Here is a 25,211-nt window from a genome sequence, read left to right as displayed (position 1 = left end):
AGCATTGCTTTCCCCATTTTCTGATGATTGATTTCTGACCTTTGATCGCCTATCTAAAATTATGAATATTTCACATTTATTTGAACTGGCCAATGACTCCGGTGGCACACTGTATTTGATGATGGTTTTGTTGCTTGTAGCATTGACCGTTATCATCGAGCGCACCCGTCATTTGTCTAACATGCAGCAAGGTGGCGAACAGTTAATTGCTTTGCTAAAAAAAGACAACGTCCAGCTCAGTACGTGGTCTGTACCAGAAAAACTGTCAAAATTGCCGCATGTCCGCTTATTTGACGTCTTGCAAAAAGAACCCGCCAGCGCCGACCGGGATACTTTTGGCGGTCATCTGGAGGAGGCCATCATGCATGAAGTACCAATTCTTGATCGCTCATTGTGGGTGCTTGACACGGTAATCACGTTGGCGCCTTTGCTTGGTTTATTCGGCACCATCATTGGCATGTTCAACGCATTTCATGTGCTGGGCGACGCCCAGAATGGCGCTGCGCAGATCACAGGTGGGATTGCTGAAGCCCTGATTGCGACTGCTTCAGGTCTTTTGATTGCAATGATCGGTCTGGTATTTTTTAATGCCTTGCATACTCGCGTGCGAATTGTTTTGCATCAGCTTGAGACGATCAAGATTATGCTGGTCAATCGTCACGATCTTCTGGCTTCACACTCGGCTTTGCGCGCTGCATCGCACGTGTCGACATTGGTTCCAGCGACGTCACACGTCAAGTCGATCACATTGCCAGCGAGAGCCTGAGATGCGTTATCTGGAAACACGGAAAGCCCGTATCGAAATTATTCCGATGATCGATATCATGTTGTTTTTACTGGTTTTTTTTGCGATGTTGACGTTACGCATGATTCCTACTTCGGGCCATGTCACCAAATTGCCAACCAGTTCAACTGCCGTCACAATGCCACCTCCTAAATTGTTGGTCGAAATTGCACCGGATGGCGCGTTGCTTGTCGAAAATTACACGCTGACGGCGACGCAACTGACCGCGTTGCTGCGCAAGCGCGACAGTGTAAAAACATCTGTCACCATCGCGGGAAATCAGACTGCATCATTGCAGCAGGTGATGGAAGTGATTGATGCTATTCGTAACGGTGGCGCGACCGAAATTGGTCTCGCTACGCGCAATGCCAACACCAAATAAGGGCGGCTATGTCTGCAACTATTCCCATTCATCGCTTTCCTGTGGGAGCGTTTGGCCTAGCGGTTCTGGTAGAGATTGCGTTGGTGACCGTCGTCGGTATTATTTTGGTTGCAACGCCTTCGAAGCCTGCCTTATCGGCGCCGGTACCGATTACTCTATTGAGTGAAGAGAAGCCGCCAGAGGCGCTTCCGACGCCCAAACCACCTGAGCCAGCGCGGCCAAAACCGCAGCCGACTCCAAAAACAAAGGTGATCCCGACCAAACCGCAAGCGCAGACCGTTCCGCAGAAACCAGTTACACCGCCAACCATTCCGCTGCCACTCGCACAGACACCAACCGCATTTGCCGAACCGACTTCGATGCCTGCACCGCCATCACCGCCTACGCCACCTCCGGCTACTAGCGGTAAGGCCGATGCAAGTCTTGCGTATGCGGCCAAAGTGCGCGCTGCGGTGCAGGCTGCGGTTGCCTATCCACCAGCGGCGGCCGCATTGCATTTTTCAGGTCGTGTGCGAGTGGAGTTCCATTTGCGAGATGCCATTCCATCGCAAGCCAGCGTGATCATATCGAGCGCCATCGGCATGATTGATCGGGCCGCGTTGCAGTCGGTGCAGAACGCGCACTATCCCGAGCCACCAACGGATATGCGTGGCGTCGATAAGTTGTATCAAGTTTGGGTTGAATTTACACGCTGAGTACTTTGAGCACTTCGAGCACTTTGAACAAGTTAAGCATTTAAAACTTAAATCATTTCTAAGGTTATTGTTATGCGCAATTTATATACATCTTTAGCGTTCTGTCTCTTTGCAGCATCCTCTTTTATCGGTTCACCTGCGATCGCAAAAGGCGCTGAGCCATTTATTTCAGCAAGAGATATTGATTTGGTGAAGTTATTACCGCCGCCGCCCCCTAACGACTCGGCTCAGACCAAGGCCGAGTTGGGAGAGATATTGACCGTGCAGGTCACGCGTACGCCGGAAATGGTAGCGCGGGCTAAAGCCGACGCTGTGGAAAATATCTGGCGATTTGCAGATGTGCTGGGGCCAAATTTTAAGCCTGAAAATTTGCCGAAATTTTCGGATTTTTTCTCGCGTGTCGTGAGTTCGGAGGGAGCAGTGGTGGACCCATCCAAGAATTTTTGGCAGCGTCCGCGCCCCTATCAATATAGTGATCTGGTCAAGCCAGTGGTTAAACTGACGGCATCTGGATCTTATCCTTCCGGCCACGCAACGGGCGGCACATTGATGGGGATAGTTTTGGCAAACATGGTGCCCGAAAAGCGTGCCGAAATTATGGCGCGCGCGCGCGAGTATGCGAATAATCGTATTGTCGGTGGTGTACATTATCCCTCAGACATTGAAGCCGGTCGTATTGTCGGGACATTGATCGCCGCAAATCTCATGATGCGTGATGATTTTAAGACTGGCTTTGCCTCGGCTAAAATTGAGTTGCGTAATCAACTGGGTTTAGCCGAGGATTTATCTAAAGACAATAAGTAATCAGAGCAAAAAAATTAGTTCTAATAAGCTAACCAAGATTGTAGGCCGACGCTTTTATAAGAATTTTATAAGAGATTTTTGTAAAAAAGGTTGCATAAGATTTTCTGCACGAAATGTTATGAATCTTTATTGCATCATCATTTAGCCAAATACATTTTTATCCTTTGAAAGGAATGCCAGCATGTTTCTTGTTTCGCTGCGCAACACGCAAGTTGCATTATCCCTCGCCATTACTTCTCTGGCGATAGTGGGCATGTTAAGTTCAGTTGATTCTCTTGCCAATGAGAAGGGAGTTGAGGTCAGCCATCAACCGCACTATCACGTCATGGATAAATTTCATTTGGAAGGCGATGTGAAATGGGACTACATGACGATGGATGCTGAGCACCGTCATTTATTCATAGCACACGGCGATCGGGTTGAGGTATTCGATGTCGATAAAAAGAAACTAGTCGGCGCAATTCCGAATACCCCTGGGGTGCATGGCGTTGCGATTGCCTCTGATTTGGATCGAGGATTCACCAGTAACGGGAAAGGCAATTCAGTAACCATCTTTGCGCTGTCCACTCTTAACATTATTAGCACTACCGCTACCGAAAAGAAGCCCGACGGGATTGTGTACGACCCGCTCAGCAAACGTGTATTCGCGGGCAATGGCGGGTCGGACAGTCTCACGCCGATTGATGCACTGGCGGGGAAGTCACTTGCTGCGATAGCATTGGGTGGTAAGCCGGAGTTTGTGGCGGTCGACGGAAAAGGGCGTTTATTCGTGAATTTAGAGGATAAAAATCAACTGGTTATCGTCGATACACAGAAGTTGCAAGTGATTCAGCGGGTCGATTTATCTGCAAGTTGTGACGAGCCAGCCGGGCTTTCGATTGATCTGGTGACGCAGCGGTTATTTGTTGGTTGCCATAATCAAAAGATGGCTATTGTCGACGCTAGTTCGGGCGAGATACTGGATTCTGTGACTATCGGTAAAGGCAGCGATGCAACTGCTTTTGATGCGACGACCAAATTGGCATTCAGTTCGAATGGCGATGGCACACTTGATATCATTGGCGCTCGTGACTCTACCCACTATCAACGCATGCAAACGGTCAACACCATACAGGGAGCAAGAACCATGGCGATTGATCCGGTTTCTCACAATATATATGTGGTAGCCGCAAAAATAGAATTTGCGGGTAAAACTCCACGGAAAAAAGCAACGTCACGACCACGGTTTATTCCTGATACGTTGACCTTAGTGACCGTTTCGCCTTGAAATAATCAATAAATTCTCAATCACTGGCGGTGTGGCATTACCCGTACTTGAAAGTAAGGGGAATGCCACAGTTCAGCAGATTTACTGTCGGCCGTTATCTTTTTTCGTACTGTTGATTGCCGAATAAAATGTTACGCTCTTTGTCCCCCGTCAACGGCTTACGTAAGTCAGCCAGCACTTCCACGCCGCGAATAACGGCAGGGCGTTGACTGATGGTGTCGAACCATTTTTCCACATGTGGAAAATCACTCAATTCGACGCCTTGATTTTTCCATGAACGCAGCCACGGGAAAGTCGCCATATCGGCGATGGTATATTCGCTCCCGGCCAGATAGGCGTTGGTAGCCAGTTGTTTATCGATGACACCGTACAGGCGTTTGGCTTCGTTGGTATACCGATCAACGGCGTACGCGATTTGGTCCGGTGCGTACATGCGGAAGTGATGCGCCTGTCCTAACATGGGACCCACGCCGCCGACCTGAAACATAAGCCATTCCAATGTCTTAAATCGTTCCCGATCAGTATTACCGAGGAATTGGCCTGTCTTGCTGGCAAGATAAAGCAAAATAGCGCCAGATTCAAATATCGAAATCGGTTCGCCATCGGGACCTTCCTCATCAACGAGGGCAGGAATTTTATTATTAGGAGAAATCGATAAAAAGTCTGGAGTGAACTGGTCGCCAGCGCCAATATCGATAGCGTGTACGCGATAAGGCAATCCACATTCTTCCAGCATAATATGTATTTTATGACCGTTAGGTGTTGGCCAGCTATAGACGTCTATCATCAATATTTCCTTTGCGGGGTGATCAATCGGTGTGAGCAATGCGTAAGTGTTAACTGTCAAACTTTAAATGGTTTTTAGTCGTTGCAGCGCCTTATGCAGGGTTTCATCTTGTTTCGCAAAACAAAAGCGCACGATGCCGGATTGACGTGGCGTCGAGTAAAAAGCGGACACAGGAATCGCAGCAACGCCAATTTCACTAGTTAACCAGCTCGCAAATTCCACCTCACTTGTGGAGGAAATTGCGGAGTAATCCACGCACTGAAAATACGTGCCATCAGAAGGTAATAATTTGAAGCGAGAATCTTGTAAGCCAGTCCGAAATAAATCACGCTTGCGCTGATAGAAGGCGGACAGTTCCAGATAGGGCGCTGGATTCTGCATATACTGTGCAATCCCATACTGGACAGGCGTATTGACCGTGAAAACGTTGAATTGATGCACTTTGCGAAATTCCGCAGAGAGGGCAACGGGTGCTGCAACGAAACCGATTTTCCAGCCCGTAACGTGATAGGTTTTGCCGAAGCTCGACACAATAAAAGCGCGCGCGGCCAGCTCAGGATGACGGCTGATCGATTCGTGCGTCAAGCCGTCATACACCATGTGTTCATAGACTTCATCCGATAAGATCAGAATGTCGGTGTCGCGTACGATGTCTGCCAATGCTGCTATATCAGTGGCGCTCAGCACGCTGCCGGTGGGATTGTGCGGAGAGTTGATCATAATGAGCCGGGTGCGGGGACTCACCGCTGCCGCGACTTTATCCCATGGCACAGCGTATCCGTTTGCGCCGAGTGTCATTTGTACAAAGACCGGTTTGCCGCCAGCCAATTCAATGGCTGGCACGTAGCTGTCATAAGCCGGCTCGATGACAATCACTTCATCGCCGGTGTGGACCGCACACATAATGGCCGTCAGCAAACCTTGGGTGGCGCCCGCAGTGACGGTGATTTCAGTGGCCGGATCATAACTATGCCCGTGCAGTTTTTTGATCTTCTCAGCGATGGCTGATCGCAGTGAAGGTATACCCACCATTGGAGGGTATTGGTTCAGGCCATTCTTCATGGCCTCGCTAACGGCGCCGACCAGCGCAGGATCACAATTAAAATCGGGGAAACCCTGGCCTAAGTTGACCGCATTTTTTTCAATCGCAAGCGCTGACATGGTTGTGAAAATGGTGGTGCCAACGTTAGGTAGTTTTGACCGCAACGTCGGAACGGTGGCGTTTAGGGAGGTAAGAGGTGCCGTAAATGCGGCAACATTGGGCAGCTTGGTCATGAGTTTTTATGATGAGGTATCGACGATAACAGATGCGGCTGTGGTTAATTTTCCGAGAGCCATCCAGCAGTGCGATGCCGGTCCGCACTTGTACTAGTTTCATCGGGAAATTTTGACAAACACATGAAATTTTTTTAAATATTTTGCTCGGCAACAGGTTTCTATAATTACATGCTTATTTTAGCGGTTTGTGGCCGAACTCATATAAGAAGCGTAATTACTGTTGCGGCAGTTGCCAACTCTGAGGGGGAATGATCGAAAAAAGTCCTAATTTAGCGGTCTTGCGAGCTAGCTTCAGGAGCGCTTTGTCCTTGGTAATGAGCGTTGTGGCGTGCGTATCTAGTGCCAATTCCAGAAATTTCTGGTCATCCGGGTCGGAGCAAATCGGTAATCGGATATCGGTGCGGGGAGATAGCGCCTCCGGCTCAACATATTTTATATATGTTTCGAACGCCAGGTTGAATCCCGGACGCGTCTCGTCGTTAATGGGCAGGTGCGAGTAATGCAAAACCAGTTGCCATTCCATGCGGCAGTCGGCACGCGTTACGGCTTCAACCTCGCCTGATTGAAGCGCTGCCGTCAATGCTGACCAGCGTGGGTCACGGAAAACAAATAAATCTAAACAGACATTCGTGTCGATTACGATGCGCTTCGGTATCATTGGGAACAATTCTTTTCGGTATGTTTATTTTTTGAATACATGAGTACGGATATTATCTATGTTAATTGTTCTATCGCCTGCCAAGTCGCTCGATTACACCACGCCACCGACTACTGATCTACATACATTGCCAGATTTTATTTCGCGCTCGGCTGAATTGGTTGACGTGTTAAAAAAAATGTCACCCGCAGAAGTGGGCGGACTGATGCATATTTCCGATGCTCTTGCGCATCTGAACGCCACGCGGTTTTCCTCCTGGTCAACAAATTTCAGCAGCATTAATGCCAAACAAGCAATTTTGGCATTCAATGGTGACGTCTACGCAGGATTTGATGCCAACTCGTTGAACGCGAAACAATTGTCTTATGCACAAAGTCGCGTCCGTATTTTATCCGGGTTGTATGGCATGCTGCGGCCACTCGATCTGATGCAGCCTTACCGACTGGAAATGGGGACAAAACTGGCGAATCCTGGCGGCAAGAATTTATATGCATTTTGGCATGACACCGTAACACTTGGGCTAAATCAGGAGTTAGCCAAACTTAAAGCCGATGTCTTGGTCAATCTGGCATCGGATGAGTATTTTAAAGTGGTTCGACCCAAAGTCTTGGAGGCGAGTATCGTCGCACCAGTTTTTGAAGACTGGAAAAACGGTAAATATAAGATTATCTCCTTCTATGCGAAGCGCGCGCGGGGGTTGATGGCACGCTACGCGACCGTGAATAAAGTGACAGATCCAGAGCAATTGAAAGACTTTGATGTAGAGGGTTATCAATTTGCCGCAAAAGATTCTGATGCGGCGCGTTGGGTATTTCGACGCCGCCTCGCTGCTTAACCCATGGTGTTTATAGGCGCTTCCCTTCTATAAAGGTTGTAAATAAGCACGTTTCTCCTGTTTTTATGGACATCGATCAGTGAAAATAATGGGTAATAATCCTGTGGTTTGACCGCCTCGGTCCTCCCGCGTTAGAATGTCGGGTTATTAAAATAGTGGGCTTTGCCGATAATGCGTCGCAATCTCGTAGCTGGAAATTGGAAAATGAATGGCAGCTTAGCTGCCAACACGTCATTGCTGGCGGAACTGAAGGCTGGCCTTGGGGCGACTAATTGCGATATAGCAGTATGTGTGCCATCTCCGTATCTGGCCCAGTGCCAGGCCGCGCTTGCCGGAACGGCATTGGCTTGGGGCGCGCAGGATGTATCTGTTCATGCTTCCGGTGCCTATACGGGTGAGGTGGCGGCCTCTATGTTGATTGATTTTGACTGTAAGTATGTGATTGTCGGCCATTCCGAGCGGCGCGCGTATCATGGTGAGTCCAGCCAAATGGTGGCGCAAAAAACGTTGAGTGCGCTGCAGGCGGGTTTAACCCCGATTGTTTGCGTGGGTGAAACCTTGGCGCAACGTGAAGCAGGACAAACCGATGCTGTAGTCGGTGAGCAGTTAGATGCCGTACTGGCACTGCTTGAGGTCTCTGCGATAAAGAAGATTGTGATTGCCTATGAGCCGGTATGGGCGATTGGGACGGGTAAAACAGCCACGCCGCAAATGGCGCAGGATGTCCATGCAGCTTTGCGGAGTAAAGTGTCGCTTAGGGACAGCGAATCTGCATCGGTTGTAAAGATTTTGTACGGCGGGAGCATGAAGCCCGATAACGCAGCCGAACTCATGGCAATGCCGGATATTGACGGTGGCCTGATCGGTGGTGCAGCATTGAAGGCAGCAGATTTTCTTTCTATTATTGCTGCGGCTTGAGCTTCGCACCGGTGAGACATCGATTCGCTCGTAATATCGATGTGACTTGCCGGTGTCAATAAGGCGGTAGGTCCACCAGCTATTGAACAGCTGATTAATAAGCTATTCATGCGGGTGCGGCGGAAATATAGTAGTGAAAAGCGCTAAAAGAATTAGATCGTAAAAAACAGAAGTATCTCTCCATTGGAAAATCATTAAATGAACTCAGTACTTACTATTATCGTTGTCGTTCAAGTTTTGTCGGCGTTAACGATTATCGGACTTGTCCTATTGCAGCATGGTAAAGGTGCCGATATGGGCGCAGCTTTTGGCTCGGGCGCTTCAGGTAGTTTGTTTGGAGCGACTGGCTCATCGAATTTTTTGTCAAAGTCGACGGGTTTGGCCGCGCTGATTTTTTTCTGTGCAACATTAGCTTTGGTTTATTTGGGTAGTCATCGCACTGCAGCAACTGGCGGTGTAATGGACAGTTTGCCAGCGGCATCCGCACCGGCGGCATCGATTCCATCGACTACGGTTCCTGTGCCAAATACAGCGGGTAGCGCGCCAGCGACACCGGCCGCAAGTGCGCCAGCGGCAGCGACAAATCCAGCTGCGGCAGGGCATAGTACCGACCCTTCGAATCAAATCCCTAAATAGTTTTAGTTTAGAACGTAATTACTGGGTTTTAATCAAATTGTGCATTGAACAAAAATGCGAAAACAGGTTAAAATATGCCCTTATGCCGACGTGGTGAAATTGGTAGACACGCTATCTTGAGGGGGTAGTGGCGAAAGCTGTGCGAGTTCGAGTCTCGCCGTCGGCACCAAGCTTTTAAAGTCAGCAAAGTTGTTCCTACGCTGGTTTGTTATCGAGGAACTAGTGATGGTAGATTCAAGCAGTTAAGTCTTATACGGATCGAATTAATCGGTATAAAACTTAACCTCACATCACTTTGCTAACCGTTCAAATTATTGGCGAAAAATCGTGAACCTCGAAAATTATTTCCCCGTCTTATTATTTATATTGATCGGTATTGCGGTTGGTGTTATGCCGCAATTGCTGGGTCGTATTCTTGGGCCACATCGGCCCGATGCTCAAAAAAACTCTCCATACGAATGCGGTTTTGAAGCATTCGAAGACGCGCGCATGAAGTTTGATGTGCGGTATTACCTTGTCGCCATTTTGTTCATTTTGTTCGATCTGGAAACTGCCTTTTTCTTCCCTTGGGGTGTCGCTATGCGAGATCTCGGCTGGGCTGGCTTCATCACGATGATGGTATTCATCGCTGAATTTGTTGTCGGCTTCTGGTACATATGGAAGAAGGGCGCGCTGGATTGGGAGTAAATCATGTCAATTGAAGGTGTATTGAACGAAGGATTTGTCACCACTACGGCTGATAAACTCATTAATTGGACGCGTACCGGTTCCTTGTGGCCGATGACGTTTGGTTTGGCTTGTTGTGCAGTCGAGATGATGCACGCCGGAGCCTCGCGCTACGACATGGATCGTTTCGGCGTTATTTTTCGCCCATCGCCGCGCCAGTCGGATGTCATGATCGTCGCAGGAACGCTCTGTAATAAGATGGCACCTGCGTTACGTAAGGTTTACGACCAAATGCCGGAGCCTCGTTGGGTTATTTCAATGGGTTCGTGTGCAAACGGTGGTGGTTACTATCATTACTCCTATTCAGTAGTGCGTGGTTGTGATCGTATTGTGCCTGTTGATATCTACGTTCCCGGCTGCCCTCCGACTGCTGAAGCCCTGCTGTACGGCATCATTCAGCTGCAAAACAAGATTCGCCGCACCAATACGATTGCGCGCTAAGAGAACCGAATGACGACGAAATTAGAAACCCTTGAAGCAGCTGTGCGTAATGCGCTAGGCGACGATCTTCAAAGTCTGACTGTTGCCTTCGGCGAGGTCACCATTATCGTCAAGGCGTCGAATTATTTGTCGGTCATGCGCGTACTACGTGATCATGCCGATACGCGCTTTGAAGAGTTGATCGATTTATGCGGCGTTGATTACTCAACGTACGGTGATGGGGCGTGGGACGGTGCACGTTTTGCTGCCGTTTCGCATTTGCTGTCCCTCGAACATAACTGGCGCTTGCGCGTGCGTGTATTTGCGCCCGATGATGAGTTGCCTATTCTGTCATCTTTGACAGGTATTTGGTCTGCTGCTGACTGGTACGAACGCGAAGCATTCGATTTCTTCGGAATCCTGTTCGAAGGTCATAACGATTTACGTCGTATTTTGACCGACTACGGATTTATCGGTCATCCGTTCCGCAAAGATTTCCCTGTTTCTGGCTACGTTGAGATGCGTTATGACCCAGAGCAAAAGCGCGTAATTTATCAGCCTGTTACGATAGATCCGCGTGAAATCACGCCGCGCGTGATTCGCGAAGAAAATTACGGGATCAAATAATGGCAGAAATCAAGAATTACACGCTGAACTTCGGTCCGCAACATCCTGCTGCGCATGGTGTTTTGCGCCTCGTGCTGGAGTTGGATGGCGAGGTTATCCAGCGTGCCGATCCGCATATTGGTTTGTTGCACCGCGGAACTGAAAAATTGGCAGAGCAAAAAACCTATTTGCAATCGGTTCCTTACATGGATCGTCTCGACTACGTGTCGATGATGTGTAATGAGCACGGATACGTGATGGCTATCGAGCGCTTACTAGGCCTCGAAGTGCCTTTGCGTGCGCAATACATCCGCGTCATGTTCGATGAAATAACCCGTTTGTTGAATCACTTGATGTGGATCGGCGCGCATGCATTGGACGTCGGCGCAATGGCAGTATTGTTGTATGCATTCCGCGAACGTGAAGATTTGATGGACTGTTATGAAGCAGTTTCCGGCGCACGGATGCATGCCGCTTACTATCGTCCCGGCGGTGTGTATCGCGATCTGCCTGACCAAATGCCGCAGCATAAAGCATCGATTGTTCGTAACGCAAAAGCCATCAAGGCCTTGAATGAAAACCGCCAGGGTTCAATGCTGGATTTCATTGAGGATTTCACAGCCCGTTTTCCTACATACGTTGACGAATACGAAACCTTGCTGACGGATAATCGTATTTGGAAACAGCGGCTGGTTGGCGTCGGTGTTGTCTCACCAGAGCGCGCCAAAGCCATGGGTTTCACGGGTCCAATGTTGCGCGGATCTGGTATCGAATGGGATTTGCGCAAGAAGCAACCCTACGAAGTTTATGATCTACTGGATTTTGATATTCCAGTCGGTAAGAACGGCGATTGTTACGATCGCTACCTTGTACGCGTCGCAGAAATGCGTCAGTCAAACCATATTATCAAGCAGTGCGTAGAATGGTTGCGAAACAATGATGGTCCGGTGATGACGACTAATCACAAAGTGGCACCATCTTCTCGCGTTGACATGAAATCGAACATGGAAGAGTTGATTCATCACTTCAAACTCTTCTCTGAGGGATTCCACGTGCCGCCGGGTGAAGCCTACGCTGCCGTTGAACATCCAAAAGGTGAGTTTGGTGTGTACATTGTTTCCGATGGGGCCAATAAGCCATATCGTCTGAAAATTCGTGCACCCGGCTTCCCGCATTTGCAAGGTTTGAATGAGATGGCTAAGGGCCACATGATTGCGGATGCCGTCACTATTATCGGAACGCAAGATATTGTGTTTGGAGAAATTGACCGCTAAGGATTGACTTTTGGATACCTAAAAAACAGTACGAATGAACTTGGTTTTGTTTGAAGATGTTGGCAGCCCGCAGAAGTACGGAAGTGCTGTGAGCATCACAAAAGCGAATTCGGTTTGTTTGGCAGATTTTTAGAAGTTTCCAATAGCGAGTACATGTTTTCGTGAGTGTGGTGCGCTTTACAGCACTCGCCGTGAATTTACCAATAACCAGCGCAGATCACCGCGTACGAATGGCCAACAACATGTTGTTAAGTCAAGATACATACAAAAAAATTGATCGCGAGGTAGCGAAGTTTCCTACCGACCAAAAACAGTCGGCAGTAATGGCTGCATTGGCGATCGCGCAGGATGAAAAAGGCTGGCTGTCGCCAGAACTGATGCATGACATCGCCGATTATCTCGAGATGCCGGCTATCGCGGTGCAGGAAGTCGCGACCTTTTATAACATGTACAACACCAAGCCGATCGGTAAACATAAGATCACGATTTGCACCAATTTGCCTTGTCAGTTGTCCGGCGGCGAAAAAGCAGCGGCACATCTTAAGCACAAATTAGGTATCGACTATCGCGAAACCACCGCAGACGGCCAGTTCACGCTGATGGAAGGTGAATGCATGGGCGCTTGTGGTGATGCGCCGGTGCTATTGGTTAACAACAAGCGCATGTGCAGCTGGATGTCGAACGATAAGATCGATGGCTTGCTAGCGGAATTGACCGAATCGAGCCCAAAATGACCAGTCTGCATAATCGACATATCAATCCATTGATCCTTGCAGATCTCGACGGTGACAACTGGCATTACGAAGATTATGTTAAACGCGGTGGTTACTCTGCGTTGAAGCGCATTCTGAATGACGGTATCACGCCGGAACAAATTATTGCAGAACTAAAAGCGGGATCGTTGCGTGGTCGTGGCGGCGCTGGTTTTCCGACAGGTTTGAAGTGGAGTTTTATGCCACGTCAGTTTCCCGGTCAAAAATACCTGGTCTGTAACTCGGACGAGGGCGAGCCTGGCACGTTTAAAGATCGCGACATTATTCGCTACAATCCGCACGCATTGATTGAAGGTATGGCGATTGGTGCGTTTGCGATGGGTATCACCGTCGGCTACAACTATATACACGGTGAAATTTGGGCTGGCTATGCGCGTTTCGAAGAGGCGCTGGATGAAGCACGCGCTGCGGGCGCACTGGGTGACAAAATATTCGGAAGCGCTTTCAGCTTCCAGTTGCATGCGTTCCATGGTTATGGCGCTTACATTTGCGGTGAAGAAACCGCATTGCTCGAGTCGTTGGAAGGTAAAAAAGGGCAACCGCGCTTTAAGCCACCGTTTCCAGCCAGCTTTGGTATGTACGGCAAACCGACGACCATTAATAACACTGAAACATTTGCGGCAGTCCCTTTTTTGCTCAATATGGGCGGCGCAGCATATGCCGGACTAGGTAGGCCAAATAACGGCGGTACCAAGATTTTCTCGATTTCGGGCGATGTTGAATTGCCGGGCAACTATGAAGTGCCTTTGGGCACGCCATTTGCCAAGTTGTTAGAACTCGCTGGTGGTATGCGTGGCGGTAAAAAAATCAAAGCGGTGATTCCCGGCGGTTCGTCTGCTCCTGTGATACCTGGCAGCGTCATGATGGATACCGATCTTGATTATGACGCCATTGCAAAAGCGGGGTCAATGCTCGGTTCTGGCGCAGTGATCGTGATGGACGATACACGTTGCATGGTCAAGGCTTTACAACGATTGTCATACTTCTATTTTGAGGAGTCGTGCGGGCAATGTACGCCATGCCGCGAAGGTACCGGTTGGCTATATCGACTGGTTCATCGGATTGAAAATGGCGAGGGTCGTCCAGAGGATATCGATCTGCTCGATACTGTCGCGGGCAATATCATGGGCCGCACGATTTGCGCGCTTGGTGATGCAGCAGCGATGCCGGTACGCGGTTTTCTGAAGCATTACCGTGAAGAATTCGAGTATCACATTGAGCATAAGCATTGCCTGGTGCCAGCGTATGTTTAAAGGGCGGCGCTAAAAATTTACTGCGCGACCATATGACACTATTGATTGAGTGAAATTATGTGTGTTTGTGATGGCGTAATTCAAAACAGTAAGCAAAATACTTAGGCAAGAAAAGCAAAAGCCATGGTCGAAATCGAAATAGACGGCAAAAAAGTGGAAGTCCAAGAAGGCAGCATGGTAATGGATGCTGCCAATAAAATTGGTACTTACATTCCCCATTTTTGTTATCACAAAAAACTCTCCATTGCGGCTAACTGCCGCATGTGTCTGGTCGAGGTAGAAAAAGCACCGAAGGCCTTGCCTGCTTGCGCTACACCAGTAAGCGCCGGCATGATCGTGCGCACTGCAAGCGACAAAGCAGTCACAGCGCAAAAGAGCGTGATGGAATTCCTGCTCATTAACCACCCGCTTGATTGCCCAATTTGCGATCAGGGTGGCGAATGCCAATTGCAGGATTTGGCGGTTGGATACGGCAAATCTTCCTCCCGCTACGAAGAAGAAAAACGGGTAGTGTCTCCCAAAGATGCTGGTCCACTGATCTCCATGCAGGAAATGACACGTTGCATCCAATGCACCCGCTGCGTACGTTTCGGCCAGGAAATTGCTGGCGTCATGGAGTTCGGCATGGTGGGTCGCGGGGAACATTCCGAAATCACGACCTTTGTTGGTAAGACTGTTAACTCTGAACTGTCCGGCAATATGATCGATCTTTGCCCGGTTGGCGCGTTGACTTCCAAGCCATTCCGTTACAGCGCTCGTACCTGGGAACTGTCGCGTCGGAAATCAATTAGCCCGCATGACGGCCTTGGTGCCAATCTGATCGTCCAGGTTAAGTCGGGCAAAGTGATGCGCGTGCTGCCTTTAGAAAACAATGATGTCAATGAGTGCTGGTTGTCCGACAAAGACCGCTTCGCTTATGAAGGGTTGAACAGCGCCGAGCGCTTGACCAAGCCGATGTTGAAGCAAGACGGCAAGTGGCAGGAAGTTGAATGGCAAACGGCCTTGGAATACGTGGCGCATGGTTTGCGTAATGTCCGCCATGAACACGGTGCTAATGCGATTGCCGCGTTGGGCACGCCGTATTCAACGTTGGAAGAACTCTCTCTGCTGCAGAAAGTTGTGCGTGGACTTGGTTCAGAAAATATCGATTTCCGTACCCGTCAGTCAGACTTCGCTCTGGATGGCAAGGTCTCACCTTGGTTGGGTATGTCGATCAACGAATTCGCTGACCTTGATCGGGCGTTCGTGATTGGCTCGTTCCTGCGGAAAGATCATCCGTTATTATCGGCACGGCTACGTTTGAGTGTGAAGCGCGGCGGCAAGTTGAGCATTCTGCACGCCACTGATGATGATTTGCTGATGCCCGTTGCTAATAAGATCATCGCCGCACCGTCCGCATGGCTGGCTATGCTTGGTGAGGTTGTGGTAGCGGTTGCACAAGCAAAAAGTATTGCCATACCTTCGGGTTTTGAGAATATTGCGCCATCGGCGAGTGCAAAACAAACTGCCACAAGTTTATTGTCAGGTACTTCGAAAGCAGTGTTACTCGGTAACGCGGCTGCGCAGCATCCACAAGCGTCACAATTGCATGCGGCCGCTCAGTGGATCGCGCAACAAACTGACGCCAGGTTTGGTTATATGACCGAGGCAGGGAACACAGTTGGTGGTTATCTGGCGCAGGCCATCCCTGCGGTTGGCAAAGGTGCCAATGCCCAAGAGATGTTTGCTTCACCACGCAAGGCCTATGTTTTATTAAATGTTGAGCCTGAGTTGGATAGTTTTAATCCGCAAGTCGCGCGTGCTGCACTCAATCAGGCTGAAATGGTTGTGGTTTTATCGGCGTATAAGCACGCTACAGATTATGCCGACGTCTTGTTGCCCATTGCCCCATTTACCGAAACTTCCGGCACCTTCATCAATTGCGAGGGACGCGCCCAAAGCTTCAATGGCACGGTGCGACCATTGGCGGATGCAAGACCAGCTTGGAAAGTTTTACGCGTGTTAGGAAACTTGCTCAGTTTGCCCGGTTTTGACTACGATACTTCCGAAGCGATTCGTGCAGAAGTACTTGGCACCGATAATCTTGCAGAAGCAAATCTGCAAAGTCGTCTAAATAACATCTCTGATGTTGCATTGCAGCCAGTGTCGGCAGTCATCGCAGTCAGCGATGCTATTGAGCGTGTTGCAGATGTACCTATCTATTTCTCTGATGCGGTTGTCCGTCGCGCCTCATCGTTGCAAACAACTACCGATGCACAGGTGCCGCAAGCCTGGTTATCTGCGACGCTAGCCCAGAAAATGGGTATCGCAACGGGTGACCTGATTAAGGTGAAGCAAGGGCAGGGCGCTGCATCGTTGATGGCGGCAATAGATGTGGGCTTGCCCGAGAACGTGGTGCGCATAGCCGCAGGACATTCATCTACAAACGCATTGGGTGCGATGTTTGGTTCTATCAGCGTGGAGAAAGCGTGATGGATCATTTTATCGCGGCCATCAATGCGGCAGGTACCGACAATTTAGGTATGGTCTGGCCACTCATCTGGAGCATCGTCAAGATCGTCGTCATCGTTGTGCCACTATTGTTATGCGTGGCTTATTTGACCTATTGGGAACGCAAACTGATCGGCTGGATGCATATTCGCCTCGGCCCAAATCGCGTCGGTCCTTTCGGTTTGTTACAACCGATTGCCGATGCGCTGAAGTTGCTGCTTAAAGAAGTAACCTTGCCATCGCGTGCAAACAAATACCTCTTTTTTATTGCGCCGATCATGACCATCATGCCAGCGTTGGCAGCGTGGGCTGTGATTCCATTTGGTCCCGAAACAGTGCTGGCTAACGTCAATGCCGGTTTGCTATTCGTGATGGCGATTACATCGATGGAAGTCTACGGTGTGATTATTGCGGGCTGGGCGTCAAACTCTAAATACGCTTTCCTCGGCGCGATGCGTGCTTCGGCACAGATGGTGTCGTATGAGATTGCAATGGGTTTTGCGCTGGTGATCGTGTTGATGGTGTCCGGCAGCTTAAATCTGACAGATATCGTTATGGGACAAAGCAAAGGTTATTTCTACGATAAAGGTATTGGCTTCCTGTCGTGGAACTGGTTGTCTTTGTTGCCTGTATTCGTGATTTACTTTATTTCTGGAATTGCCGAAACAAACCGTCATCCGTTCGACGTGGTTGAAGGTGAGTCAGAAATCGTTGCCGGTCACATGATTGAGTACTCGGGAATGTCGTTCGCGATGTTTTTCCTGGCGGAATACGCCAACATGATCTTGATATCGATTCTCACAACATTGTTATTCCTGGGTGGTTGGGCATCTCCGGTGCAGTTTCTGGATTTCATCCCTGGATGGATTTGGCTCGGTGCGAAAACGTTCCTGGTTGTGTCGATGTTTATTTGGGTCCGTGCGTCTTTCCCGCGCTATCGTTATGACCAGATCATGCGCCTCGGCTGGAAAGTATTTATCCCTTTGACGCTCGCTTATCTGGTGATAGTCGCAGCCTGGATTCAAAGTCCGTGGAATATCTGGAAGTAATGGAAGGTTTATAGCAAATGGAAGCGATCAAGGATTTTTTCGGTAGCTTGATGCTATTGGAGCTGCTCAAGGGATTACGGCTAACCGGCCGTTATCTGTTCGCGCGCAAAATTACAGTGTTATTCCCTGAAGAGAAGACACCGCAGTCACCCCGATTTCGTGGTCTGCATGCGTTACGTCGTTACCCCAATGGCGAAGAGCGTTGTATCGCGTGCAAATTGTGCGAAGCAGTGTGCCCTGCGATGGCGATTACGATTGAGTCAGAGCAACGTGATGATGGATCGCGCCGTACTACGCGTTACGATATCGATCTGACCAAATGTATTTTTTGTGGTTTCTGCGAAGAGTCTTGCCCAGTCGACTCTATCGTTGAAACACATATTCTCGAATATCACGGCGAAAAACGCGGTGATCTGTACTACACCAAAGAAATGTTACTCGCAGTTGGTGATCGTTATGAACCCGAGATCGCCGCTGCCCGTGCTGCGGATGCTGCATACCGTTAATTGGTATTGCTCCCGGTTTTGAGGACGATTTATCCTCAAGCCTGAATTTAAAGCTTATTTAGCTGACTTTTTTGGTCGATTATGGAATTTAAGACATTCTTGTTCTACGCGTTTTCAGTGGTGTTGGTGATGGCCGCTTTACGTGTTATCACAGCGCGCAATCCAGTGCATTCAGCTTTATTTCTGGTGTTGGCGTTCTTCTCCGCAGCTGGTATCTGGATGTTGCTCAAGGCTGAGTTTCTGGCGATTGTGCTGGTCCTGGTGTACGTCGGCGCGGTAATGGTGCTGTTCTTGTTTGTCGTAATGATGCTGGATATTAATCTTGATAAATTAAGAGAGGGATTTTGGGGTTACTTTCCACTAGCAGCAACGGTGGGTGTGATTATTGTCCTGGAAATGGCCGCGGTGTTACTGCGCGGGTTCTGGGCACCGGAAAGTGAAGTGCCCGCCATTTCCGCCAACATAGGCAATACTAAAGCGCTCGGCTTACTGATTTATACCCAATATGTTTATGCGTTTGAAATTGCAGCGGTAGTCTTATTGGTGGCAATTGTGGCTGCGGTTGCATTAACATTGCGCCGTCGTAAAGACACCAAAAGCATGGCTCCGCATGAGGCGGTCAAAGCGCGCAGTGGTGATCGGATTCGTCTGGTCAAGATGAAGTCCGAGCAGCGGCCATTCGATGCGCCACCGTCGCCAGAGAAAAAATAAGAGGAACGCAGCATGACTTTATCACTGTCACATTATTTGATCCTCGGCGCGATTCTTTTTGCTATCGCGATCGTGGGTATTTTTTTGAACCGAAAAAACATTATTGTCTTGCTGATGGCAATTGAATTAATGTTGTTGTCGGTGAATATTAACTTCATCGCCTTTTCGTATTATCTGGGCGATGCAGCTGGACAAATTTTCGTTTTCTTCATCATGACCGTGGCGGCAGCAGAAGCGGCGATTGGTTTGGCAATTCTGGTTGTGTTATTCCGTAATCTTGACACCATCAACGTAGAAGATCTCGATAGTTTGAAGGGTTGACGTATTGGCCGGAACGGCTTGAATAAGAATGTTAACCCGTGGCATGGAGCAATTGGTTTTGAACAGAAGATGTTCTGAAATAAGCGTTCGGAGGGTAAAGTTCTGGAGTCGTCGTTCAGGCAAAAGTGGCCGTTCATAAGTAAAACAAGTGACAGCGCACAGTACGGCGGATTGTGCGGCGTGCATATCGCGACCAAAGCGAACAACGAATAAAGATAAGGTTCATCATGGCGGGGCAACTTAACCCACAATTACTTCTGGCTGTACCGTTGGCACCTCTTGTAGGTGCAGCAATCGCAGGCTTGTTCGGAACGCGATTTTTTGGCAATGTAATCGGACGCAAGACTTCGCACACAGTGACGATTCTGGGCGTACTGATCGCGTTCATTATTTCAATCCAGACATTATTTGCAGTGATAGATGGTGCCTCATTCAATGGCACACTCTACACATGGATGACCGTTGGCGGCGTCAAGCTGGAAGTCGGATTTTTGATCGATAGTCTGACGGCAATGATGATGTGCGTTGTGACTTTTGTGTCGCTAATGGTGCATATTTATACCGTCGGATACATGAAGGATGATGCGGGCTACAACCGCTTCTTCTCTTATATTTCGCTATTCACTTTCTCGATGCTGATGCTAGTCATGAGCAACAACTTCCTTCAGTTGTTTTTTGGATGGGAAGCTGTGGGACTGGTGTCGTATCTGCTGATTGGTTTCTGGTACACCAAGCCGACCGCTATCGTGGCGAATATGAAGGCATTTTTGGTCAATCGCGTTGGTGACTTTGGTTTTATTCTTGGTATTGGCTTGTTGCTGGCGTATTCGGGTTCGATGAACTACACCGAAGTATTCGCGCAAAAAGGCGCCTTGGCACAACTGACACTGCCGGGCAGCAACTGGATGTTACTGACTGTCGCCTGTATCTGTTTATTTATTGGTGCAATGGGTAAGTCTGCGCAGTTCCCACTACACGTCTGGCTGCCAGATTCGATGGAAGGTCCGACGCCAATCTCTGCATTGATTCATGCGGCGACGATGGTGACAGCGGGTATTTTTATGGTGACACGTATGTCACCGTTGTTTGAGTTGTCAGACACGGCATTGTCGTTCATTCTGATCATCGGCTCGATCACTGCGTTGTTTATGGGTTTCCTTGGGATGATCCAAACCGATATCAAGCGCGTGGTAGCGTATTCAACGCTTTCGCAGCTGGGTTATATGACGGTCGCATTAGGCGCATCGGCTTACTCCGTTGCAGTCTTTCATTTGATGGCACACGCATTCTTCAAGGCCCTGTTGTTCCTTGGTGCCGGTTCCGTGATTATCGGTTTGCATCATGATCAGGACATGCGCAACATGGGTGGTTTGCGTAAATACATGCCAATTACCTGGATAACGTCGTTGATCGGCTCGCTGGCTTTAATCGGAACGCCGTTTTTCTCAGGTTTTTACTCGAAAGACAGCATAATTGAAGCTGTGGAAGCGACGCATTTGTATGGCGCCGGTTTCGCAAAATTCGCAGTGCTGGCGAGTGTTTTTGTGACTGCATTCTATTCTTTCCGTATGTATTTCATGGTGTTCCATGGTGAAGAGCGTTTCGGTAAGGCCCACCATCATGACGATCATCACGTTGATCATCACGATGAAAAAAACGCAGAAGTTGCGGACGATCATGCGCATCACGGCCTGGCACCGGGGCAAAAACCACATGAGTCTCCATGGGTAGTGACGGTCCCGCTGATTTTGCTGGCGATTCCTTCGGCGGTTATCGGTTTCTTCACGATCGAACCTATGTTGTACGGCAACTTCTTCAAAGGCGTAATCGTAGTCGATCAGGCGCATCACGCGATGGAAGAGCTACGTAACGATTTCCACGGCCCTGTTAGCATGGTCGTGCATAGCGTGACTTCAGCACCTCTATGGTTGGCGATTGCCGGCGTGTTGGTCGCCTACTATTTTTATATGATCAATCCGCGTGTGCCTGCGATGATCAAGCAGAAGCTGCATCCGATTTTCGTGTTATTGGACAATAAGTACTACCTGGATAAATTCAACGATGTTGTCTTTGCTGGCGGTGCACGTTTAATTGGCCGTGGTTTGTGGAACGTTGGCGACCGCAGCCTGATTGATGGCTTGGTTGTGAATGGTAGCGCCAAGGCCGTCAACTGGTTCTCGAAAATTACCCGCCTTTGGCAGTCCGGTTACATCTATCACTATGCGTTTGTGATGATTATTGGTGTGCTGGGCTTCCTGGTTTGGTTCATGCCTTCTCCGTTTGCCAAATAAGTTGGCGAAGTAAAGTAAATAATAACCATGATTCAGTCAACTTTCCCTCTTCTTAGCCTCGCGATCTGGTGCCCGATCGCGTTTGGTGTGCTCGTCCTGGCAATTGGTCGCGACGATAATCGGCAAATGGTTCGATGGCTATCGCTATTTGGCGCGCTGGTCAGTTTGGCCGTCACGGTGCCATTGATAACACATTTCGATAACAGCTTCCACGGCATGCAGTTTGTCGAGAAAGCTGCCTGGATTACACGGTTCAACATTAACTACTTTGTCGGAATTGATGGCCTGTCGCTGTGGTTTATACCTTTGACTGCCTTCATTAACGTAATGGTGATTATTTCTGCCTGGGAAGTGATTCAAAAGCGGGTCGCACAATATATGGGAGCGTTTCTCATATTGTCGGGTGTCATGATCGGCGTATTTTGTGCGCTTGACGGTATGTTGTTCTACGTATTCTTTGAAGCAACGTTAGTGCCGATGTTCATTATCATCGGTATATGGGGCGGTGCTAATCGCGTTTATGCGGCGATCAAGTTCTTCCTGTACACGTTCTTCGGATCGCTGTTGATGCTGATCGCTTTGCTTTATTTATACTTCGTCTCCGGTGGCAGTTTCGATATTTTGACGTGGCATCAAGTGCCGTTATCGATGTCCGCGCAGATCTATATTTTCCTGGCTTTCCTGATGGCGTTTGCAGTTAAAGTACCGATGTGGCCAGTGCACACGTGGTTGCCAGATGCACACGTCGAAGCGCCTACCGGTGGTTCTGTCGTGTTGGCCGCCATCATGCTGAAGCTGGGCGGTTACGGCTTCCTGCGTTTCTCGCTGCCAATCGCACCGGATGCAAGTCACTATCTTTCTGGCTTTATGATCACGCTGTCGCTAATTGCTGTGATCTACATCGGATTAGTGGCATTGGTTCAAAATGATATGAAGAAGTTAGTGGCATATTCGTCTATCGCCCACATGGGTTTCGTCACTCTTGGTTTCTTCTTGTTTAATGATATGGCAGTGCAGGGCGGTATCGTACAGATGATTTCCCATGGTTTCGTCTCTGGTGCAATGTTCCTTTGTATCGGTGTGATGTATGACCGTTTGCATACGCGTGAGATTTCTCAGTACGGCGGCTTGGTCAACGTGATGCCGCGTTTTGCCGCATTATTTGTCTTGTTCTCACTAGCCAATAGTGGCTTGCCAGGCACTTCCGGTTTTGTTGGTGAATTTATGGTGATCCTGGGTGCTGTAAAGGCCAATTTCTGGATTGGTCTTCTGGCGGCAACTGCATTAATTCTAGGTGCTGCGTATTCGTTGTGGTTGGTCAAGCGTGTGGTATTTGGTGTTATTACCAATCCACACGTCAATGAAATGAGCGACCTTAATAAACGTGAGTTCTTTATGCTCGGGTTATTGGCGATTGCTGTTATTGCGATGGGGTTATATCCAGCGCCGTTTGCTGATGCGATGCAAGTCTCGGTGGCTGACCTGTTAAAGCATGTTGCCATGACCAAACTGAACTGATGACATCATGTCCTTAAGCAGAAATAAAAACGCGATTCGTGCGCGATTAGTAACAGTGAAAAAAATAAGCGGCAAATAAATGAATAATATAAATCTGATCCCTGTTTATCCAGAAATATTTCTGCTGATTGCGACCTCCGCAATCTTGCTGATTGATATGTTTATCTCGGATGCCAAACGTCACATCACTTATTATTTGACCTTGCTGGTGTTAGTGGTCTGCTTTGGACTGACACTGGTTGATTTCAATGCGGGTGCGACGGCTTATACCTTTCACAATATGTTTGTGAGTGATCCTTTAGCGCATCTACTGAAGCTTTGTTCTTATATCGCCGTGTTCGTTACGCTAGTCTATTCGCGCCAATACATCGGCGACCGCGAGATGGTCAATAATCATCTTGGTGGCGAATTTTATCCATTAGCGTTATTCGCTTTATTGGGGCAGATGGTCATGATATCAGGGAATAATTTCCTGATTATTTACCTCGGTTTAGAACTGATGTCGTTGTCTTTGTATGCGTTGGTGGCATTACGCCGTGATAATGCCAGTGCGACTGAGGCAGCGATGAAATACTTTGTACTTGGCGCGATGGCCTCGGGATTTCTTTTGTACGGTATGTCGATGTTGTATGGCGCGACCGGTTCACTGGATCTGATTGAAGTTACTCGTGCCATCGCTGGTGGCGGTACTGAAACCCAACACAACACATTGGTGTTCGGCGTGGTGTTTCTGGTCGCTGGCCTTGCATTTAAGCTGGGTGCTGTGCCATTCCATATGTGGGTTCCGGATGTCTACCAAGGTGCACCGACTGCTGTGACGCTACTGTTAGGTGGCGCACCAAAATTGGCCGCATTTGCCATTTGTTTCCGTTTGCTGGTAGAAGGTTTGTTATTGTTGGCGGTTGACTGGCAACAAATGCTGATGGTCCTTGCGATATTGTCGATGGCGATTGGTAACATTACCGCAATTGCGCAAACCAATATTAAGCGGATGCTGGCGTACTCAACGATTTCGCACATGGGCTTTTTGTTACTCGGCTTATTGTCGGGTGTGGTTGACGGCAATATGTATTCTGCTACCAGTGCTTACAGCGCTGCATTGTTTTACGCAATCACCTACGTACTGACTACGCTCGGCACTTTTGGCGTCATCATGTTGATGGCACGCTCTGGATTTGAAGCTGAAAATATCGATGACTTCAAGGGTCTTAATCAACGGAGTCCGTGGTTTGCTGCGATCATGCTGTTGTTGATGTTGTCCCTCGCAGGCGTTCCACCTTTGTTAGGTTTCTTCGGTAAATTATCGATCTTGCGTGCGGTACTTGGTACTGGCCAAGTCTGGCTGTCAATCGTGGCTGTGTTGTTCTCATTGATCGGTGCTTATTATTATTTGCGTGTGATCAAAGTGATGTATTTCGATGATGCGCAGGATACGTCTAAAATCGAAGCTCACGGAGACGTGCGTGTGTTGTTGAGTCTGAATGGCCTTGCAGTATTAGTACTCGGAATTTGGCCCGGATTTTTGATGGATATCAGTCAAGCTGCAATCGTTCGCTCTCTGGCCAGTTTTGTTGGCCGCCTGACGTCGTAATAGCGTGAACGTATCTTCATCCAGCTGGATAGTCATTTTCTTGGCGTTGTTGGCAGCCAACCTTCCATTCGTCAACGAACGTTTGTTGGCGCTTATTCCGCTCAAGCCAGGTGTTATCAAACCTGCTTGGGCGCGATTGATTGAATTGTTTGTGTGGTACTTCATTGTTGGTGGAATTGCTTATTTGCTTGAGTCGCGCATTGGCAATCGGTTCACACAGGACTGGGAATTCTTTGCAGTCACGGGATGCTTGTTTTTGGTGTTCGCTTTTCCGGGTTATGTACACCGATATCTGCGTAAAAAACGCAGCTGACGAATTGATCACTTTAGGCGGTAACGTCAAGTCGCGGTCATAAGTCGACTTGATTTTGTTCCGCAAGGCATGTCTGGGTCCTGATCTGATTTCAATTTAAAATCAATCAGCAGGACGAAGTGCAATTGACCATGACGGGACGCGCCAGTAACGCATAATCGATCACACTGTAAATTAGATAAGCCTATCGAGGAGTTTCTTCTCAGGGTAAGTGTCAGTATGGCAATCATTCGCGTTGAGTAAATATGCTGTTATTGAATGGCAGCGAATGTCGGGCGCCAACCGTATCCTCCTTATTTCCTATCAGCGTTCTTTTCCCTTTTCC

26 protein-coding genes and 1 tRNA gene are annotated in these 25,211 nt (G+C 48.7%); 24 read left to right on the top strand and 3 right to left on the bottom strand.

The genetic code is table 11. The annotated features are described in order from the left end of the window. The first annotated feature begins 61 nt into the window (after positions 1–61). From QN379_RS12610 to QN379_RS12590, 5 genes are all read left to right on the top strand, one after another. On the top strand, positions 62–766 hold the full coding sequence (locus QN379_RS12610) for a MotA/TolQ/ExbB proton channel family protein (RefSeq protein ID WP_322232384.1): 705 nt from the start codon (positions 62–64) through the stop codon (positions 764–766). A 1-nt stretch (position 767) separates the two neighbouring features. Next, positions 768–1,166, top strand: a complete 399-nt coding sequence (locus QN379_RS12605; RefSeq protein ID WP_323506769.1) for a biopolymer transporter ExbD — start codon at positions 768–770, stop codon at positions 1,164–1,166. A gap of 8 nt (positions 1,167–1,174) precedes the next feature. After that, positions 1,175–1,861: a TonB family protein gene (locus QN379_RS12600; RefSeq protein WP_322232382.1), complete on the top strand. Its 687-nt coding sequence runs from the start codon at positions 1,175–1,177 to the stop codon at positions 1,859–1,861. 72 nt (positions 1,862–1,933) lie between these two features. Beyond that, positions 1,934–2,665, top strand: a complete 732-nt coding sequence (locus QN379_RS12595; RefSeq protein WP_322232381.1) for a phosphatase PAP2 family protein — start codon at positions 1,934–1,936, stop codon at positions 2,663–2,665. 181 nt (positions 2,666–2,846) lie between these two features. Beyond that, positions 2,847–3,932 (top strand): hypothetical protein, encoded by a 1,086-nt coding sequence (locus QN379_RS12590; RefSeq protein WP_323506768.1) that lies wholly within the window; start codon positions 2,847–2,849, stop codon positions 3,930–3,932. 94 nt (positions 3,933–4,026) lie between these two features. Here QN379_RS12590 and QN379_RS12585 read toward each other — a convergent pair whose 3' ends face one another. The 3 genes from QN379_RS12585 to QN379_RS12575 form a co-directional block, all read right to left on the bottom strand. Next, positions 4,027–4,719, bottom strand: coding sequence for a glutathione binding-like protein (locus QN379_RS12585; RefSeq protein WP_323506767.1), 693 nt, complete (start codon positions 4,717–4,719; stop codon positions 4,027–4,029). A 63-nt stretch (positions 4,720–4,782) separates the two neighbouring features. Then, on the bottom strand, positions 4,783–5,994 hold the full coding sequence (locus QN379_RS12580; RefSeq protein WP_323506766.1) for a pyridoxal phosphate-dependent aminotransferase: 1,212 nt from the start codon (positions 5,992–5,994) through the stop codon (positions 4,783–4,785). A gap of 217 nt (positions 5,995–6,211) precedes the next feature. After that, positions 6,212–6,655, bottom strand: a complete 444-nt coding sequence (locus QN379_RS12575; protein ID WP_323506765.1) for a putative toxin-antitoxin system toxin component, PIN family — start codon at positions 6,653–6,655, stop codon at positions 6,212–6,214. A gap of 58 nt (positions 6,656–6,713) precedes the next feature. On the opposite strand from QN379_RS12575, the gene yaaA reads away from it, so the two are divergent. The 19 genes from yaaA to QN379_RS12480 all read left to right on the top strand — a co-directional run bounded on the left by yaaA (position 6,714) and on the right by QN379_RS12480 (position 24,886). Further along, positions 6,714–7,490 (top strand): peroxide stress protein YaaA, encoded by a 777-nt coding sequence (gene yaaA / locus QN379_RS12570; RefSeq protein ID WP_322232376.1) that lies wholly within the window; start codon positions 6,714–6,716, stop codon positions 7,488–7,490. Between the two features lie 171 nt (positions 7,491–7,661). Continuing rightward, entirely contained in the window at positions 7,662–8,408 is a 747-nt protein-coding gene (gene tpiA / locus QN379_RS12565) for a triose-phosphate isomerase (protein WP_322232375.1), read from the top strand. Between the two features lie 198 nt (positions 8,409–8,606). Beyond that, the gene (secG, locus tag QN379_RS12560) at positions 8,607–9,044 is read left to right on the top strand and encodes a preprotein translocase subunit SecG (protein ID WP_322232374.1); all 438 of its coding nucleotides are present in this window, start codon (positions 8,607–8,609) and stop codon (positions 9,042–9,044) included. 84 nt (positions 9,045–9,128) lie between these two features. Continuing rightward, a tRNA-Leu gene (locus QN379_RS12555) sits at positions 9,129–9,213 on the top strand. 158 nt (positions 9,214–9,371) lie between these two features. Next, positions 9,372–9,731, top strand: a complete 360-nt coding sequence (locus tag QN379_RS12550) for an NADH-quinone oxidoreductase subunit A (RefSeq protein WP_108439673.1) — start codon at positions 9,372–9,374, stop codon at positions 9,729–9,731. A gap of 3 nt (positions 9,732–9,734) precedes the next feature. Continuing rightward, the gene (locus tag QN379_RS12545; protein WP_014005578.1) at positions 9,735–10,211 is read left to right on the top strand and encodes a NuoB/complex I 20 kDa subunit family protein; all 477 of its coding nucleotides are present in this window, start codon (positions 9,735–9,737) and stop codon (positions 10,209–10,211) included. A gap of 9 nt (positions 10,212–10,220) precedes the next feature. After that, positions 10,221–10,817, top strand: coding sequence for an NADH-quinone oxidoreductase subunit C (locus tag QN379_RS12540; RefSeq protein ID WP_323506764.1), 597 nt, complete (start codon positions 10,221–10,223; stop codon positions 10,815–10,817). Next, positions 10,817–12,070, top strand: a complete 1,254-nt coding sequence (locus tag QN379_RS12535; RefSeq protein ID WP_322232372.1) for an NADH-quinone oxidoreductase subunit D — start codon at positions 10,817–10,819, stop codon at positions 12,068–12,070. The genes QN379_RS12540 and QN379_RS12535 overlap by 1 nt, the downstream gene beginning before the upstream one ends. Positions 12,071–12,300: 230 nt before the next feature. After that, a complete protein-coding gene (nuoE, locus tag QN379_RS12530; RefSeq protein WP_322240141.1) occupies positions 12,301–12,804 on the top strand; it encodes an NADH-quinone oxidoreductase subunit NuoE in 504 nt (167 codons plus the stop codon). Next, positions 12,801–14,096, top strand: coding sequence for an NADH-quinone oxidoreductase subunit NuoF (gene nuoF / locus QN379_RS12525; RefSeq protein ID WP_322232371.1), 1,296 nt, complete (start codon positions 12,801–12,803; stop codon positions 14,094–14,096). Before nuoE ends, nuoF begins: the two co-directional genes overlap by 4 nt. A gap of 123 nt (positions 14,097–14,219) precedes the next feature. Beyond that, entirely contained in the window at positions 14,220–16,568 is a 2,349-nt protein-coding gene (nuoG, locus tag QN379_RS12520) for an NADH-quinone oxidoreductase subunit NuoG (RefSeq protein ID WP_323506763.1), read from the top strand. Then, a complete protein-coding gene (gene nuoH, locus QN379_RS12515) occupies positions 16,568–17,635 on the top strand; it encodes an NADH-quinone oxidoreductase subunit NuoH (protein WP_322232369.1) in 1,068 nt (355 codons plus the stop codon). Before nuoG ends, nuoH begins: the two co-directional genes overlap by 1 nt. Positions 17,636–17,652: 17 nt before the next feature. Next, positions 17,653–18,141: an NADH-quinone oxidoreductase subunit NuoI gene (gene nuoI / locus QN379_RS12510; protein WP_205321414.1), complete on the top strand. Its 489-nt coding sequence runs from the start codon at positions 17,653–17,655 to the stop codon at positions 18,139–18,141. Positions 18,142–18,222: 81 nt separating this feature from the next. Further along, on the top strand, positions 18,223–18,852 hold the full coding sequence (locus tag QN379_RS12505; protein ID WP_322232368.1) for an NADH-quinone oxidoreductase subunit J: 630 nt from the start codon (positions 18,223–18,225) through the stop codon (positions 18,850–18,852). 12 nt (positions 18,853–18,864) lie between these two features. Beyond that, positions 18,865–19,173, top strand: coding sequence for an NADH-quinone oxidoreductase subunit NuoK (nuoK, locus tag QN379_RS12500; RefSeq protein WP_168055397.1), 309 nt, complete (start codon positions 18,865–18,867; stop codon positions 19,171–19,173). A gap of 227 nt (positions 19,174–19,400) precedes the next feature. After that, entirely contained in the window at positions 19,401–21,464 is a 2,064-nt protein-coding gene (gene nuoL, locus QN379_RS12495; protein ID WP_323506762.1) for an NADH-quinone oxidoreductase subunit L, read from the top strand. Between the two features lie 27 nt (positions 21,465–21,491). After that, entirely contained in the window at positions 21,492–22,982 is a 1,491-nt protein-coding gene (locus QN379_RS12490; RefSeq protein ID WP_323506761.1) for an NADH-quinone oxidoreductase subunit M, read from the top strand. A 79-nt stretch (positions 22,983–23,061) separates the two neighbouring features. Further along, positions 23,062–24,573 (top strand): NADH-quinone oxidoreductase subunit NuoN, encoded by a 1,512-nt coding sequence (gene nuoN / locus QN379_RS12485; RefSeq protein WP_323506760.1) that lies wholly within the window; start codon positions 23,062–23,064, stop codon positions 24,571–24,573. 4 nt (positions 24,574–24,577) lie between these two features. Next, positions 24,578–24,886, top strand: a complete 309-nt coding sequence (locus tag QN379_RS12480; protein ID WP_322232364.1) for a DUF2818 family protein — start codon at positions 24,578–24,580, stop codon at positions 24,884–24,886. The last annotated feature ends 325 nt before the right edge of the window (positions 24,887–25,211 follow it).

The sequence above is a fragment of the Glaciimonas sp. Gout2 genome, from assembly GCF_035018905.1.
GTDB lineage: Bacteria > Pseudomonadota > Gammaproteobacteria > Burkholderiales > Burkholderiaceae_D > Glaciimonas.
The sequence above is the reverse complement of the archived record's forward strand: the minus strand, read 5'-3'. Positions and strand labels throughout refer to the sequence as shown.